This is a genomic window from Agromyces indicus (assembly GCF_031432295.1).
Classification (GTDB): domain Bacteria; phylum Actinomycetota; class Actinomycetes; order Actinomycetales; family Microbacteriaceae; genus Agromyces; species Agromyces indicus.
Window position 1 is genome coordinate 147,383 of the sequence record NZ_JAVKGS010000004.1, and the last position, 14,166, is coordinate 161,548.

The following is a 14,166-nucleotide window of genomic DNA, read 5'->3' on the forward strand; positions in this document are numbered from 1 at the left end:
CGAGATCCGCATCGCAGATGTGCGAAACTGCACACCATGTCGCTGACGACTCCCCGCCGCGCACCCAGCGCCGACGACCTCATCGTGCTCCTCGCCGTCGCCCGCGAAGGCCGCTACACGAGCGCCGCGACCCGCCTGGGGCTCAACCACACGACCGTCGCGCGCCGCATCGAGTCGCTCGAGCAGGCGCTCGGCGGCCGGGTGCTCGTGCGCGGCACCGCGGGCTGGGTGCTGACCCCGCTCGGCGAGCACGCCCTTGCGGCGGCCGAGGAGGTCGAGGCCGCCCTGCGGCGCCTCTCCCCCGACGCGCCGGCCCTCGGCGGCGTCGTCCGGCTCTCCGCGACCGACGGGTTCAGCGGGTTCATCGCCGCGCCGGCGATGGCCGCCCTCCGGGCGCGGCATCCGGATGTCTCCCTCGAGATCGTCGCGGCGACGCGTCGCGCCGCCCAGCAGCGGGTCGGCGTCGACCTCGAGGTCGTCGTCGGCCGCCCGCACGTGCAGCGCGCCGAGGCGATCCACCTCGGCGACTACGTGCTCGGACTCTACGCGAGCCGCGCGTTCCTGGAGCGGAACGGGACGCCGGAGACGTTCGACGACCTGGCCGGCGGACCGCTCGTCTACTTCATCGAGTCGATGCTGCAGGTCGACGCGCTGGATGCCGCACGCCGGTCCACGCGCGGGATGGTCGACGCCGTCTCGAGCACCAACGTGTACGTCCACGTGGACGCGACACGGGCGGGCGCCGGATACGGCCTGCTGCCGGCCTTCCTCGCCGATCCGCACGAGGACCTCGTGCGCCTGTTCCCCGATCGGCTCGAGGAGCGCCTGCCGTACTGGCTCGTGTGCCGACCTGAGGCCCTCCGGCAGCCCACGGCCGTGGCGTTCATCGCCGCCCTCCGCGCGCGCATGGCCGAGGCCGCCGACGCCCTGCTCGGGCGGTCGGCGGCCTCGTCGTCTGCGGAGAGCTGACGCGGTCAGCTCGCCGCCGGCGCGTCGCGGTCGTCCTCGTCCCGCTCCTCGGCCTCGCGAGGCGTCAGGTACGGGTCCGGGTCGCCGGCGTACTGCGCCGACGCGGCGAGCGTCGAGGTCTCCGCGTCGCGCTGGCGCGCCTCGCGGAGGAGCTCCTCGATGTGCTCGGCGTTCTCCGGGATCGCGTCGGCGATGAACTCGAGCGTCGGGGTGAGCCGCGCGGTGATGTTGCGGCCGACCTCGCTGCGGAGCATGCCCGTCGCGGCCTTGAGCGCGAGCGCGGAGTCGCGCCGCTCCTCGTCGGTGCCGTAGACGGTGTAGAAGATGCTCGCGTGCTGCAGGTCGCCCGTCACGCGCACGTCGGTGATGGTGACGAATCCGAGTCGCGGGTCGCGCAGGCCCTTGTCGAGCCGCTTGGCCACGATCTCCTTGATGCGGTCCGCCAGCTTCCTGGCGCGCTGCGGATCGGCCATGATTCCCTGCCTTTCGTCGTGGGGAAGGGGACGGGGCCCCGCTCATCGCGGTGACGAGCGGAGCCCCGTGCCGTGGGCTAGGCCCGCGGCTTCTCGCGCATCTCGATGGTCTCGATCTCGTCGCCGACCTGGATGTCGTTGTACTTGCCGAGGCCGATGCCCGCCTCGAAGTCCGTGCGGACCTCGGTGACGTCGTCCTTGAACCGGCGCAGCGACTCGATCGCGAGGTTGTCGCCGACCACCACGCCGTCGCGGATGACGCGGGCCTTGGCGTTGCGCGTGATCGTTCCCGACCGCACGATGACACCGGCGATGTTGCCGAACTTCGAGGAGCGGAACACCTCGCGGATCTCGGCCACACCCGACTGCACCTCTTCGAACTCGGGCTTGAGCATGCCCTTGAGCGAGTTCTCGATGTCGTCGATCGCGTTGTAGATGACGTTGTAGAAGCGCACGTCGACGCCCTCGCGGGCGGCGCGCTCGCGCGCCTTCACGTCGGGGCGGACGTTGAACCCGATCACGATCGCGTTGTCGATCGTGGCCAGGTCGATGTCGCTCTCGGTCACCGCACCCACACCGCGGTGGAGGATGCGCAGCTGCACCGAGTCGTCGACCTCGATCTTCATCAGCGACTCCTCGAGCGCCTCGACGGCACCCGACACGTCGCCCTTGATGATGAGGTTGAGCGCCTCGACCTTGCCCTCCTCCAGCGCACGCGTGAAGTCCTCGAGCGAGATGCGCTTGCGGGCCTTGGCCAGCTGCGCGTTGCGCTCGGCGGCCTCGCGCTTCTCGGCGATCTGGCGTGCCGTGCGGTCCTCCTCGGTGACGAGGAAGGTGTCTCCGGCGCGCGGGACGCTCGAGAGGCCCTGCACCTGCACCGGACGCGACGGCGTCGCGGCGGTCACCGGGTCGCCGTTCTCGTCGCTCATCGCGCGGACGCGGCCGTATGCCGTGCCCGCGACGATCGCGTCGCCGACCTTGAGCGTGCCCGACTGGATGAGCACGGTCGCCACGGCGCCGCGGCCCTTGTCGAGCTTGGCCTCGATGGCCACGCCTCGGGCGTCCTTGTCGGGGTTCGCGCGCAGGTCGAGTCCGGCATCGGCGGTCAGGAGCACCGCGTCGAGCAGTTCCTGGATGCCGATGTTCTCGCGCGCCGAGACGTCGACGAACATGACGTCGCCGCCGTACTCCTCGGCCACGAGGCCGAACTCGGTGAGCTGCTGGCGCACCTTGGCCGGGTTGGCGTCGGGCTTGTCGATCTTGTTCACCGCGACCACGATCGGCACGTTCGCCGACTGGGCGTGGTTCAGCGCCTCGACCGTCTGCGGCATGATGCCGTCGTCGGCCGCGACCACGAGGATCGCGATGTCGGTCACCTGCGCACCACGGGCGCGCATGGCGGTGAACGCCTCGTGACCCGGGGTGTCGATGAAGGTGATCGCGCGGTCGATGCCCTCGTGCTCGGTGTGCACCTGGTACGCACCGATGTGCTGCGTGATGCCGCCGGCCTCGCCCGCGACCACGTTCGCACTGCGGATGGCGTCGAGGAGGCGCGTCTTTCCGTGGTCGACGTGGCCCATGACGGTGACGACGGGCGGACGCGGCATGAGGTCCTCGTCGGTCTCGTCCTCGAGCTCCTGGTCGAGGTCGATGTCGAAGCCCTCGAGCAGCTCGCGGTCCTCGTCCTCCGGGGACACGACCTGGATCTTGTAGCCGAGCTCGGCGCCGAGCACCTCGAAGGTGGCCTCGTCGAGCGACTCGGTCGCCGTGGCCATCTCACCGAGGTGGAAGAGCACCGTGACGAGCGAACCGGGGTTCGCGTCGATCTTGTCGGCGAAGTCCGAGATGGACGCGCCGCGACGCAGGCGGATGACGGTGTTGCCGTCGCCGCGGGGGACGCTCACGCCGCCGAGCGACGGCGCCTCCCGCATCTCGAATTCCTGCCGCTTCGTGCGCTTCGACTTGCGGGCCTTGCTCTTGCCGCCGCCACGACCGAACGCGCCGGCCGTCCCGCCGCCGGGGCCGCGACCGCGACCGCCGCCACCCGCGGGACGCGGGCCGCCGAAGCCGCCGCCGGGCGCACCGCCCGGACGGAAGCCGCCGCCACCACCGGGACGGGCACCGCCGCCGCCGCCGGGGCGCTGGAAGCCGCCGCCGCCGGGACGACCGGCGCCGCCCGGGCGCGGCGCACCGGGACGCGGGGCGCCCGGACGCGGCGGCTGGGGCCGCGGGATGTTGCCCGGCGTGGGCCGCTGGCCCATGCCCTGCGAGCTCGAGAACGGGTTGTTGCCGGGACGGGGCTGACCCTGTCGCTGGCCCATGCCCTGCGAGCTCGAGAAGGGGTTGTTGCCCGGACGGGGCGCACCGGGGCGCGGCGCCGGACGCGGGATGTTCTGGCCGGGCTTCGGTCCCGCGGGACGCACGACGTCGCCGGGCTTCGGGCCGCCGGGCTTGTCGGCGGATGCCGCGGGGGCCTCGGCCGGCTTCTCGGTGGCCGCGGCCTTCTCAGCGGCGGCCTTCTCGGCAGCGGCCTTCTCGGCAGCCGCCTGGCGCTCGGCGACCGACATCGGCGCGTCGGCCGGGGCGGCCGCGGGCTCGGGCGCCGCGGGGGGCTTCGGACCGGGCTTGGGGCCCGGCTTCGCCGACGAGGCCTTGGGCGCCTCGGCGGGCTTGCTCGCGCCGCCGACCGCCTCGAGGGCGGCCCGCAGGCGACGGGCGACGGGGGGTTCGATCGAGGACGACGGGCCCTTGACGTATTCGCCCATCTCCTTCAGCTTCTCGAGCGCGACCTTGCTGTCGACGCCGAGCTCGCTGGCGATCTCGTGTACGCGTGGTTTGGCAGCCACTTCTCTCCTGTTCCGGGTCCACCCCGAAACAGGGGGACCATCAATGACGGACGGGTCTCATTTCGAGCCGCTCATGAGTTGTCCATTAGCCGTTCAGCCTGTTCTCCAGATCGGATGTGTCCAGCTCGCCGGTCACGCGGAGCGCGCGCCCGAAGGCGCGGCGTCGCTGGGCGAGTCGGAGGCACTCGAGCGTCGGATGGAGCCACGCACCTCGCCCGGGGAGCACCGCCGACGTATCGGCGAGGACTCGGGATTGCTGGGCGACGACCCTCAGAAGTGAGGACCGCGGAGCGCGCGAACGGCATCCGATGCACGTTCTGACGGGTTCCATCCTACACCTCCGGCCTGTGCGTCTCCGGACAACGCCCCGGAGCGCGGCCGAGTCACGCCTGGTCGAGGACCGAGTCCGGCTGGATGTCGATCTTCGCGCCGGTCAGCTTGGCGGCCAGGCGGGCGTTCTGGCCCTCCTTGCCGATCGCGAGCGACAGCTGGTAGTCGGGCACGAGCGCGCGCACGGCACGCGTCCCCTCGTCGATCACGAAGGCGCTCGTGACCTTGGCCGGCGACAGCGCCGACGCGACGAACGTCGCCAGGTCCTCGTTCCAGTCGACGATGTCGATCTTCTCGTTGCCGAGCTCGGCGGTCACGGCGCGGACGCGCTGGCCGAGCTCGCCGATGCACGCGCCCTTGGCGTTCACGCCGGGCTGGTTCGCCCGGACGGCGATCTTGGTGCGGTGTCCGGCCTCGCGCGCGAGCGAGACGATCTCGACGACGCCCGAGGCGATCTCGGGGACCTCGAGCGCGAAGAGCTTGCGCACGAGCGCGGGGTGCGTGCGCGAGACGGTGATCGACGGTCCCTTGGCGCCCTTCGCGACGCTCGTGACGTACACGCGGATGCGCTGGCCGTGCGGGTACTCCTCGCCGGGCACCTGCTCCTCGGGGGGCAGGATCGCCTCGACCGTGCCGAGGTCGATGTGGACCATCCGCGGATTGGGGCCCTGCTGGATGACGCCCGCGACGATGTCGCCCTCGCGCCCGCGGAACTCGCCGAGCACGGCGTCGTCGGCGAGGTCGCGCAGGCGCTGGTTGATGACCTGCTTCGCGGCGAACGCGGCGATGCGGCCGAAGTCGCTCGGCGAGTCCTCGGCCTCGCCGATGACGTTGCCCTCGTCGTCGAGCTCGGGCACGTAGATCGAGACGTGACCCGTCTTGCGGTCGAGGTGCGCGCGGGCGCCGCGCGGGTTGGCGTGCCCGTGCTGGGCGGGGTTGGTGTGCTTGAGGTAGGCCATCAGGATCGCCTGCTCGATGATCTGCACCAGTTCGTCGAACGGGATCTCCTTCTCGCGCTCCATCATGCGGAGCACGCTGAGGTCGATGTCCATTCCGGCCTCCTCTATTCAACTCTCGGGTCCGCTCCCCCACCGGGCGGAACACTCAAGCGTAGCGGATGCCGTGGACGACCTCGTCCGCAGGACGGGAGATTCCATGTGTACGGCTATTGACACCGAAAGAGAGTTCGGCGTTAATTGGAACTGACATGAAATCCACTCGCTCGTACACCATGCGCGTCCGGGCCGACCAGGTGCAGCAGACCCGTGAGCGCATCCTCGACGCGGTCGTCTCACTCGCCGGAGACCGGCCGCTCGCCCGATGCACGCTGCCGGCGATCGCCGAGCGCGCCGGGGTCTCGGTGCAGACGGTCCTCCGCGCCTACGGCACGCGCGACGACCTGTTCGCCGCCGCCCGCGAGCGGGCCACCGCGCACGTCCTCGCCGAGCGGAGGATCGATCCCGACGACGTGCCCGCGACCGTCGCCGCCCTCGTCGACCACTACGAGGCCCGGGGCGACGGCGTCCTGCTGCTCGTGGGCCAGGAGCGGTGGGAACCGCTGGCCGCCGAGATCACGGCGGGTGGGCGACGGCTGCACCGCGAGTGGGTCGCACGCACGTTCGCCCACACCCTCGGCCGGCTGCCCGTCGACCGTCGTGAACGGGCGGTGGACCTGCTCGTGGCCGCCACCGACCTCTCGGTGTGGAAGCTGTGGCGGCGCGACGCCGGCCGCACCCGCGACGAGACGCTCGAGCGCATGCTCGCCCTCGTGGCATCCGTCACCCGCCAACTCGACCCGGACACCGCGCACTGAGGGAGATCGCCATGTCCGCCATCGCCATCGTCACCGTCGACGCCGGCGGCAACGTCCCGCCGACGCTCCGCATCGCCGACGAGCTCGCAGGCCGGGGCCATCGCGTCGAGGTCCTGGGCCACCGGCGCCAGGCGGCCGCGGTCGCACGCGCGGGGCACGGATTCCGCCCGCTCGCCGCGCTCGACTTCTGGGACTCCGCCGTGCGCCGCTCCGTGCCCGCCGCGATCGCCGAGACCACCCGGCTGGCCGCCGACCGGGCCCTCGAGGACGAGGTCCGCCGGGCGACCGCCGGTTCGGACGCCGCGATCGTGGACTGCCTCATGTCCTCGTCGGTGCGCGGCGCGGGAGCCGCCTCGGTCCCGACGGCCGTGCTCTTCCACACCTACCTGGAGTTCTGGCAGCGGTCGTACCGACGCGGCCCCGTCGGCGTCGCCGCCCGGCTGCGCGGCACCGACCCGCTGACCGCGTGGTCGCGCGCGGCAGGGCGCATCGTGATCTCGGACGTCGCGCTCGACCCCGCGTCGGCGCGGCGGACGCCGCTCGCGCGGGCGTCGGAGTGGGTCGGCCCGGTCGAGGCCGGCGCGGAGGTCGAACCGCAGGTCGCCGCTCCCCCGCTCGTGGTCGTGAGCCTCTCGACGACGTGGTTCCCCGGCCAGACGGAGGCCTACCAGCGCATCGCGGACGCGCTCGGCTCGCTGCCGGTTCGCGGCGTGCTCACGCTCGGAGACCTGCCGCCGGACCGACCGCTGCGGGTGCCGCGGAACGTGCGCGTGCTCGAACGGGCCGACCACGGCGAACTGTTCCCGCGGGCGTCGCTCCTCATCGGGCACGGCGGTCACTCCACGACCTTCCGCGCCCTCGCGCACGGCCTGCCCGTCATCACGATGCCGATGCACCCCCTGCTCGACCAGCCCCTGATCGGTCGCTCCGTCCAACACGCCGGGGCCGGGAGCGTGCTCCCGAAATCGGCACCCGCCGAGCGGATCGCCCGGGTGGTGACGGCCATGCTCGCCGACGAAGGGGCGCGGGCCGGGGCCGCCCGACTCGGCCGGCGACTGCGGGAGGCGGATGCCGCCGGCGCGGCCGCCGACGCCGTGGAGCGCTTGGTGCACGAGCCCCTCCGGCGCACGGCACCGCCGCGCTGACCTCCCGTGCTCGGCACGCATCCGCCCGTGATGCGCGAGCGATCGGCCGCCCGACTGGCATGCTGGGCGCATGGATGCGCTGAACGACCTCGTGCTCGCCGCGGGCGACACCCTCTGGACCTGGATCGTGCTGCCCGTGGTGGCGATCCTCGGGATCTACTTCACGGTGCGCTCGGGCGTCGTGCAGTTCCGGCTCATCCCGGAGATGTTCCGCACGCTCACCGACAAGACGCCCCGCGACGAGACGGGCCGCCCGCAGTCGGTCTCGGCGTTCCAGGCGTTCACGATCTCGGCGGCGTCCCGCGTGGGCGTGGGCAACATCGCGGGCGTCGGCACGGCCATCGCGGTGGGCGGCGCGGGCGCGATCTTCTGGATGTGGCTGATGGCCTTCATCGGCGGGGCGTCGGCGTTCGTCGAGTCCTCCCTGGGCCAGCTGTTCAAGGTGCGCGACAAGGACGGCTTCCGCGGCGGCCCGGCGTACTACATCGAGCGCGGCCTCAAGGCGCGCTGGGCGGGCATCCTCTTCGCGGTCATCCTCATCCTCTGCTTCCCCTTCGCGTTCTCGTCGCTGCAGGCGAACACCATCAGCGCGAGCTTCACCTCGACGGTCGCGCCCGACGGGGCTGCGGGCTGGGTCGCCTGGGCCGTCGGGGCGGTCCTCGCGACGCTGACCGGCCTCGTCGTCTTCGGCGGCGTGCGGCGCATCGCGCACGTGACGCAGGCCGTCGTGCCGCTCATGGCCCTCATCTACCTGCTCGTCGGACTCGTGATCGTCGCCATGAACATCACGCGCCTGCCCGAGGTGTTCGCGTCGATCTTCACGCAGGCCTTCGGCTACAACGAACTCCTCGGCGCCGCCCTCGGCACGATCATCATGACCGGCGTCAAGCGGGGCATGTTCTCGAACGAGGCGGGCCTCGGTTCGGCGCCGAACGCGGGCGCGAGCGCCGCGGTCACCCACCCGGTCAAGCAGGGCCTCGTGCAGACCCTCGGGGTCTACTTCGACACCTTCCTCGTGTGCTCCATCACGGCGTTCATCATCCTCGTCTCGAATCCCGACCTCGCGAACGCCGAGCGCGGCATCGGGCTCACGCAGGATGCGATGGTGGCGAACCTCGGCGGCTGGGCGAGCATCCTGCTCACGGTCGTCGTGTTCCTCCTCGCCTTCTCGTCGATCCTCGGCAACTACTACTACGGCGAGTCCAACATCGAGTTCATCACCACGCGGCCGTGGGTCCTCACGACGTACCGTTCGCTCGTCGTGGTGGCCATCTTCGTGGGCTCGATCGCGGGCAGCGACCTCATCTGGAACACCGCCGACGGCATCATGGGGCTGATGGCGCTCGTGAACCTCATCGCGATCGGACTGCTGTCGGGCCTGGCGTTCCGGTTGATGCGCGACTACACCCACCAGCGCCGGCAGGGCCGCGACCCGGTGTTCACGCGCGACCTCATGCCCGACGTCACGGGCATCGAGTGCTGGACCGACGAGCGCTCGGTCACCGGCCCCATCGACGTGGCGACCGCGCGCCGGCAGGCGACGAAGCACCGCGACCACGTGCACCACGAGGACTGAGCACGAGGGGCGACGGATGCCGCCGCGGCATCCGTCGCCCCCGGCCCGGCGTCAGCCGCGCCAGACCTGCACCACCGACGGGCGCGGCGCTGCGGCCGCGCCCGGTGCCGTCGAGCCGTAGTCGGGGAACCGGGAGGTCGGCTCCGCGAACGTGCCGTCCTCGCCCGGGTGCTGCACGGCCACGAACACCATGCCCTCGTCGTCGCGGATGATCGGCCCGCACGTCTCGGCGTCGCGCGGCACCGAGAGGAACTGCTGCACGCGCCCCCGCTCGGGTCCCTCGAGCGGCACCTTGAACAGCCCGTCGTTCTTCCGGATCGTCGACGGCGCGCCGTCGGTGGAGATCCAGAGGTTGCCCTCGCCGTCGAACGCGACGTTGTCGGGGCACGAGATGGGCGAGACGAGCTCCTTCGGGTAGCCGGCGAAGTAGGTCTGCGAGATGCCCGCGGGGTCGCCGCAGAGCAGCAGGATGCTCCACGAGAACCGGGTGCCGCCCTGCCCGTCGAGCTCGGTGAGCTCGATGACGTGGCCGTCGCGGTTCGCGGCGCGCGGGTTCGCCTCGTCGACCGCGTAGTCGAGCCCGCGACGCGTGTTGTTCGTGCAGGCCACGTACACCCGCCCGGTCGTCGGGTGCGGCTCGACGTCCTCGCAGCGGTCCATCTTCGTCGCCCCGACCCGGTCGGCGGCGAGGCGCGTGTGCACGAGCACCTCCTCGACGGTCATGCCGGGGACGGCGCTGCGTCCCTTCCGCGTCAGCGCGATCCACTCCCCCGTGCCGTCGAAGGCCCCGTCGGAGGGCAGCGCGCCCGTTCCGGTGATCTCGGAGGCCGGCGAGTCGCCCGAGAACCGGGCGACGAACAGGTCGCCCTCGGCGAGCAGTCGCAGGTTCTGCTTCCGGGCCGCGGCATCCGCGCGATTCGGGTTGTAGCGGTGCTTCGAGACGAACTTGTAGAGGTAGTCGCCGCGCTCGTCGTCGCCCATGTAGGCGACCACTCGGCCGTCCTCCGCGATGCGGACGTTGGCGCCCTCGTGCTTGAAGCGCCCCATCGCGGTGTGCTTCACGGGCGTGGACGTCGGGTCCTGCGGGTCGATCTCGACGATGTAGCCGAACCGGTTCGCCTCGTTCTCGTACCCCGGCGCGGTGCCGTCGAAGCGACGATCCCACGTCTCCCACCCGGTGGAGGTCGGCGCCTGCCGGAAGCCGTATCGCGCCCGCGAGGGCGTGTCGGCCGGTGCGGAGAAGTAGCCGTTGAAGTTCTCCTCGCCCGAGAGCACCGTGCCCCACGGCGTCGTGCCGCCCGCGCAGTTGCCGAGCGTGCCGAGCACCGTCCGGCCCGACGGGTCGGCCGCCGTGCGCACGAGGTCCGAGCCCGCGGCCGGACCCGTGAGCGCGAACTCGCTGTCGACCGTGAGCCGGCGGTTCCGGCGACCCCCGACGACGATGCGCCAGGGCGCGCCGATCGCATCGCGCTCGACCTCGACGACGGCCATGCCCTGCGCCGCCTTGTAGATCTCGCTGCGCATGCGGAGCTCGGCCGGGTCGCTCGACGGCGGGAACATGATCGCCGGGTTCACGTACTCGTGGTTCGCGACGAGCACGCCCGTGAGCCCGCCCTCGTCGGCGATCACGTCGATGTAGTCGACGTTGTAGCCGAACTGGCGCGCCTGCGCTGCCGGGGTCTGGTTCGCGAGGTCGAAGCCGGGTGCGTCCGGGAAGATCGGGTCGCCCCACCGCACGAGCGCCGACCACCGGTATCCGGCGGGCACGGTGAACTCGTCGACGGTCGACGCGACGGGGGCGATCGGCTCGAAGGGCAGTCCGGATGCCGCGGCGGCACCGCCGCCCGCGGCCGCCTGCGCGGGAGCCGCGCCGAACGCGTCGCCCACGGCGATCGCGACCGCCCCGGCCGCGCCCATGCCGAGCAGGGCGCGCCGCGACAGCGCGGCCGAGGCGAGCGAGCGGAACTCGGGGTTCGCGGAGGTGTTGCAGTCGGGGCCGAGGCACGCGTCGGCGCACTTCAGTCGGCACGTCACGGGCGATCGCTTGCCGCGTGCGTGGTCCACGACGGACAGTCGGAGGTCGGGCAGGGCCATGGCAGCTCCTCGTTCAGGCGCGCACGTCGGGCGCGGTTCGGGTCGCGGGGACGCGCCGAGCCTCGCGGGGCGCGGTGACGGTCCGGCGTCCGCACGTCGACGCCGGGGTGAACGCCGCCCGACCGGCGCGGGAACGACGGACCGGCGGCCGCTCGCCTTAGCACTGCGCGAACCGCGCGGGCAAGCACCCGTCGGACCCTGCCGTCCGGAGGCCTCACCTCACTACGCTGTGCGCATGACATCGACCACCGGCAAATCGGCCGCGAGCGCGGCGCAGAACTCACGGATCCTCGAAATCCTGGCCCGAATCGGATATGTGGTTCTCGGGATCGTCCACATCGTGATCGGTGCGATCGCGATCTCCGTCGCGCAGGGTGCGGGAGGCGAAGCCGATCAGGGCGGTGCCATGCAGCAGGTGGCGAGTTGGCCGTTCGGCATGGTCCTCCTGTGGGTGATCGCGCTGGGGCTCTTCGGACTCGGGGTCTGGCAGATCGCCGAGGCCTTCCTGGTGCACGAGGCCGACACCAAGAAGAAGTGGGGCTACCGCATCAAGTACGCCGGCACGGCGATCGCGTACCTCTCCATCGGCGTCACCGCCCTCGTCTACGCGCTCGGCGGGCGCTCGAACTCGGACCAGTCGTCGCAGACGCTGAGCGCGCAACTCCTCGCGACACCGGGCGGCGTCTTCCTCCTGGTGCTCGTCGGGCTGGTGATCGCGGGGGTCGGCGTCGCATTCGTGTACCGCGGTGCGACTCGCCAGTTCGAGAAGCGGATGATGCTGCCGGGCAGCGGAACCGCCCGGAAGGGCATCATCGCGTTCGGCATGGTGGGCTACATCGCCAAGGGCATCGCGGTGGCGATCGTGGGCGTGCTGTTCGTCGTCGCCGCCGTCACCGCCGACCCCGAGGCAGCGGGGGGCCTGGACTCGGCCCTCAAGTCCCTCGCCGGCCTCCCGTTCGGCGTGTTCATCCTCTGGCTCGTCGGTGCGGGCCTCGTGCTCTACGGCATCTTCTGCTTCGCGCGCGCCCGTTACGCGAAGATGTGAGCCACTCGAGCACGACGCGCGAACGCCCCGGGCCCGTGAAGGGCTCGGGGGCGTTCGCGTTCGCGGAGCGCGGTGCGGGTCAGGATCCGAGGGCCGCGACCACGCCGTCGATCGGCACGCTCGTGCGTTCCCCCGTCGCCCGGTCCCACACCTCGACGACGCCGTCGGCGACCCCACGGCCGGCGATGACGATCTTCGGCACGCCGATGAGCTCGGCGTCGGCGAACTTCACGCCGGGCGAGAGCTTCGGACGGTCGTCGAAGAGCACCTCGAACCGGGCCGCCTCGAGGTCGGCGACGATCCGCTCGGCGGCCTCGAACGCCGCGGCGTCCTTGCCGGTGGCGAGCACGTGCACGTCGAAGGGCGCGACGGCGGCGGGCCAGATGAGGCCCTTGTCGTCGTTGTGCAGTTCGGCGATGATCGCCAGGATGCGGGTCACGCCGATGCCGTACGACCCCATGGTCACGGTCGCGAGCTTGCCGTTCTCGTCGAGCACCTTGAGGCCGAGGGCGTCGGCGTACTTGCGGCCCAGCTGGAACACGTGGCCGATCTCCATGCCGCGGGCGAGTTCCACCGGACCGGATCCGTCGGGGGCCGGGTCGCCGGCGCGCACGTTCGCCGCCTCGACGGTGCCGTCGGCGACGAAGTCGCGTCCCGCGACGAGGCCGAACACGTGCTTCTCGTCGAGGTTCGCGCCGGTGATCCACTCGGTGCCGTCGACCACGCGCGGGTCGACGAGGTAGCGGATGCCGGTGACGGACTCGGCCCCGAGCACGGCGCCGTCGGGCGACCACGGCCCGATGTAGCCCTTGACCAGCCCCGGATTGCGCGCGAAGTCCTCCTCGGTCGCCGCCTCGACCTCGGCGGGCGCGAAGGCCACCTCGACGCGCTTGGCGTCGACCTCGCGGTCGCCCGGGATGCCGACGACGACGAGCTCGCGTGTGCCATCCGGGTGGGTCAGGGCGAGCACCACGTTCTTCAGCGTGTCGGCCGCCGTCCACGGGCGCCCGTCGGGGCGCGGGTAGCGGTCGTTGGCGAGGTCGACGAGCGTCTGGATCGTCGGCGTGTTCGGCGAGTCGAGGACCGCCGCGGGCGGCAGGTCGTCGAACGGGATCGGCTCGGGTGCGATGGTCGTGAACGCCTCGACGTTGGCGGCGTAGCCGCCGGTCGAGCGGACGAAGGTGTCCTCGCCGACGGGAGTGGGGTGGAGGAACTCCTCGCTCTTGGACCCGCCCATGGCGCCGGCGTCGGCCTGCACGATCACGTAGTCGAGGCCGAGGCGCTGGAAGATGCGCTCGTAGGCGTCGCGCTGCGCCTGGTACGACGCGTCGAGGCCCGCATCGCTCACGTCGAACGAGTACGCGTCCTTCATCGTGAACTCACGACCCCGGAGGAGACCCGCGCGCGGACGCGCCTCGTCGCGGTACTTGTCCTGGATCTGGTAGATGGTGAGCGGCAGTTCCTTGTACGAGGAGTAGAGGTCCTTCACGAGCAGCGTGAAGACCTCCTCGTGCGTGGGCGCCAGGAGGTAGTCCGCGTCCTTGCGGTCCTTCAACCGGAACAGCGCGTCGCCGTACTCGGTCCACCGGCCGGTCTGCTCGTACGGCTCACGCGGGAGCAGCGCCGGGAAGTGCACCTCGTGCGCGCCCGCCCGCTCCATCTCGTCGCGGATGACGCGCTCGATCTTCGCCTTCACCCGCAGGCCGAGCGGCAGCCAGGCGAACACGCCGGGCGCCTGCCGGCGGATGTAGCCGGCGCGGACGAGCAGCTTGTGGCTCGTGACCTCGGCGTCGGCGGGGTCTTCGCGGAGCGTGCGGAGGAAGAAGTTGGTCAGGCGTGTGGGCACCCGGGAATTCTACCGACGGCGGATGCCGC

Annotated in this window: 11 protein-coding genes; 5 read left to right on the forward strand and 6 right to left on the reverse strand. The window is 71.9% G+C overall.

Annotation, left to right across the window (positions count from 1 at the left end; translation table 11 throughout):
- The first annotated feature begins 36 nt into the window (after positions 1 to 36).
- Positions 37 to 969, forward strand: coding sequence for a LysR family transcriptional regulator (locus RH861_RS14000; RefSeq protein ID WP_310521500.1), 933 nt, complete (start codon positions 37 to 39; stop codon positions 967 to 969).
- Positions 970 to 974: 5 nt separating this feature from the next.
- Here RH861_RS14000 and rbfA read toward each other — a convergent pair whose 3' ends face one another.
- The 4 genes from rbfA to nusA form a co-directional block, all read right to left on the reverse strand.
- Positions 975 to 1,442: a 30S ribosome-binding factor RbfA gene (gene rbfA / locus RH861_RS14005; protein WP_067945915.1), complete on the reverse strand. Its 468-nt coding sequence runs from the start codon at positions 1,440 to 1,442 to the stop codon at positions 975 to 977.
- Positions 1,443 to 1,519: 77 nt separating this feature from the next.
- Positions 1,520 to 4,288 carry a translation initiation factor IF-2 gene (infB, locus tag RH861_RS14010; protein ID WP_310521501.1) on the reverse strand — a complete coding sequence of 923 codons (2,769 nt, stop codon included), beginning with the start codon at positions 4,286 to 4,288 and terminating at the stop codon, positions 1,520 to 1,522.
- A gap of 85 nt (positions 4,289 to 4,373) precedes the next feature.
- Positions 4,374 to 4,619 (reverse strand): YlxR family protein, encoded by a 246-nt coding sequence (locus RH861_RS14015; protein ID WP_310521502.1) that lies wholly within the window; start codon positions 4,617 to 4,619, stop codon positions 4,374 to 4,376.
- A 52-nt stretch (positions 4,620 to 4,671) separates the two neighbouring features.
- A complete protein-coding gene (nusA, locus tag RH861_RS14020) occupies positions 4,672 to 5,670 on the reverse strand; it encodes a transcription termination factor NusA (protein WP_067947032.1) in 999 nt (332 codons plus the stop codon).
- A gap of 155 nt (positions 5,671 to 5,825) precedes the next feature.
- Between nusA and RH861_RS14025 the strand changes: the two genes are divergently transcribed.
- From RH861_RS14025 to RH861_RS14035, 3 genes are all read left to right on the forward strand, one after another.
- Entirely contained in the window at positions 5,826 to 6,431 is a 606-nt protein-coding gene (locus RH861_RS14025) for a TetR/AcrR family transcriptional regulator (protein WP_310521503.1), read from the forward strand.
- 11 nt (positions 6,432 to 6,442) lie between these two features.
- A complete protein-coding gene (locus tag RH861_RS14030) occupies positions 6,443 to 7,576 on the forward strand; it encodes a glycosyltransferase (protein WP_310521504.1) in 1,134 nt (377 codons plus the stop codon).
- Between the two features lie 70 nt (positions 7,577 to 7,646).
- Positions 7,647 to 9,152, forward strand: a complete 1,506-nt coding sequence (locus RH861_RS14035; RefSeq protein WP_310521505.1) for an alanine/glycine:cation symporter family protein — start codon at positions 7,647 to 7,649, stop codon at positions 9,150 to 9,152.
- Positions 9,153 to 9,203: 51 nt separating this feature from the next.
- On the opposite strand, the gene RH861_RS14040 is transcribed toward RH861_RS14035, so the two are convergent.
- Positions 9,204 to 11,246, reverse strand: a complete 2,043-nt coding sequence (locus tag RH861_RS14040) for a PhoX family protein (RefSeq protein ID WP_310521506.1) — start codon at positions 11,244 to 11,246, stop codon at positions 9,204 to 9,206.
- 235 nt (positions 11,247 to 11,481) lie between these two features.
- On the opposite strand from RH861_RS14040, the gene RH861_RS14045 reads away from it, so the two are divergent.
- The gene (locus RH861_RS14045) at positions 11,482 to 12,291 is read left to right on the forward strand and encodes a DUF1206 domain-containing protein (protein WP_310521507.1); all 810 of its coding nucleotides are present in this window, start codon (positions 11,482 to 11,484) and stop codon (positions 12,289 to 12,291) included.
- A gap of 79 nt (positions 12,292 to 12,370) precedes the next feature.
- On the opposite strand, the gene RH861_RS14050 is transcribed toward RH861_RS14045, so the two are convergent.
- Positions 12,371 to 14,137, reverse strand: coding sequence for a proline--tRNA ligase (locus RH861_RS14050; protein WP_310521508.1), 1,767 nt, complete (start codon positions 14,135 to 14,137; stop codon positions 12,371 to 12,373).
- Between the last annotated feature and the right edge of the window lie 29 nt (positions 14,138 to 14,166).

What these genes read in the sequence shown, in the direction of transcription:
- RH861_RS14000 (WP_310521500.1), top strand. Translation starts at nt 37, where the DNA reads ATGTCGCTGACGACTCCCCGCCGCGCACCCAGCGCCGACGACCTCATC.
- rbfA (WP_067945915.1), bottom strand. Translation starts at nt 1,442, where the DNA reads ATGGCCGATCCGCAGCGCGCCAGGAAGCTGGCGGACCGCATCAAGGAG.
- RH861_RS14015 (WP_310521502.1), bottom strand. Translation starts at nt 4,619, where the DNA reads ATGGAACCCGTCAGAACGTGCATCGGATGCCGTTCGCGCGCTCCGCGG.
- nusA (WP_067947032.1), bottom strand. Translation starts at nt 5,670, where the DNA reads ATGGACATCGACCTCAGCGTGCTCCGCATGATGGAGCGCGAGAAGGAG.
- RH861_RS14025 (WP_310521503.1), top strand. Translation starts at nt 5,826, where the DNA reads ATGAAATCCACTCGCTCGTACACCATGCGCGTCCGGGCCGACCAGGTG.
- RH861_RS14030 (WP_310521504.1), top strand. Translation starts at nt 6,443, where the DNA reads ATGTCCGCCATCGCCATCGTCACCGTCGACGCCGGCGGCAACGTCCCG.
- RH861_RS14035 (WP_310521505.1), top strand. Translation starts at nt 7,647, where the DNA reads ATGGATGCGCTGAACGACCTCGTGCTCGCCGCGGGCGACACCCTCTGG.
- RH861_RS14040 (WP_310521506.1), bottom strand. Translation starts at nt 11,246, where the DNA reads ATGGCCCTGCCCGACCTCCGACTGTCCGTCGTGGACCACGCACGCGGC.
- RH861_RS14045 (WP_310521507.1), top strand. Translation starts at nt 11,482, where the DNA reads ATGACATCGACCACCGGCAAATCGGCCGCGAGCGCGGCGCAGAACTCA.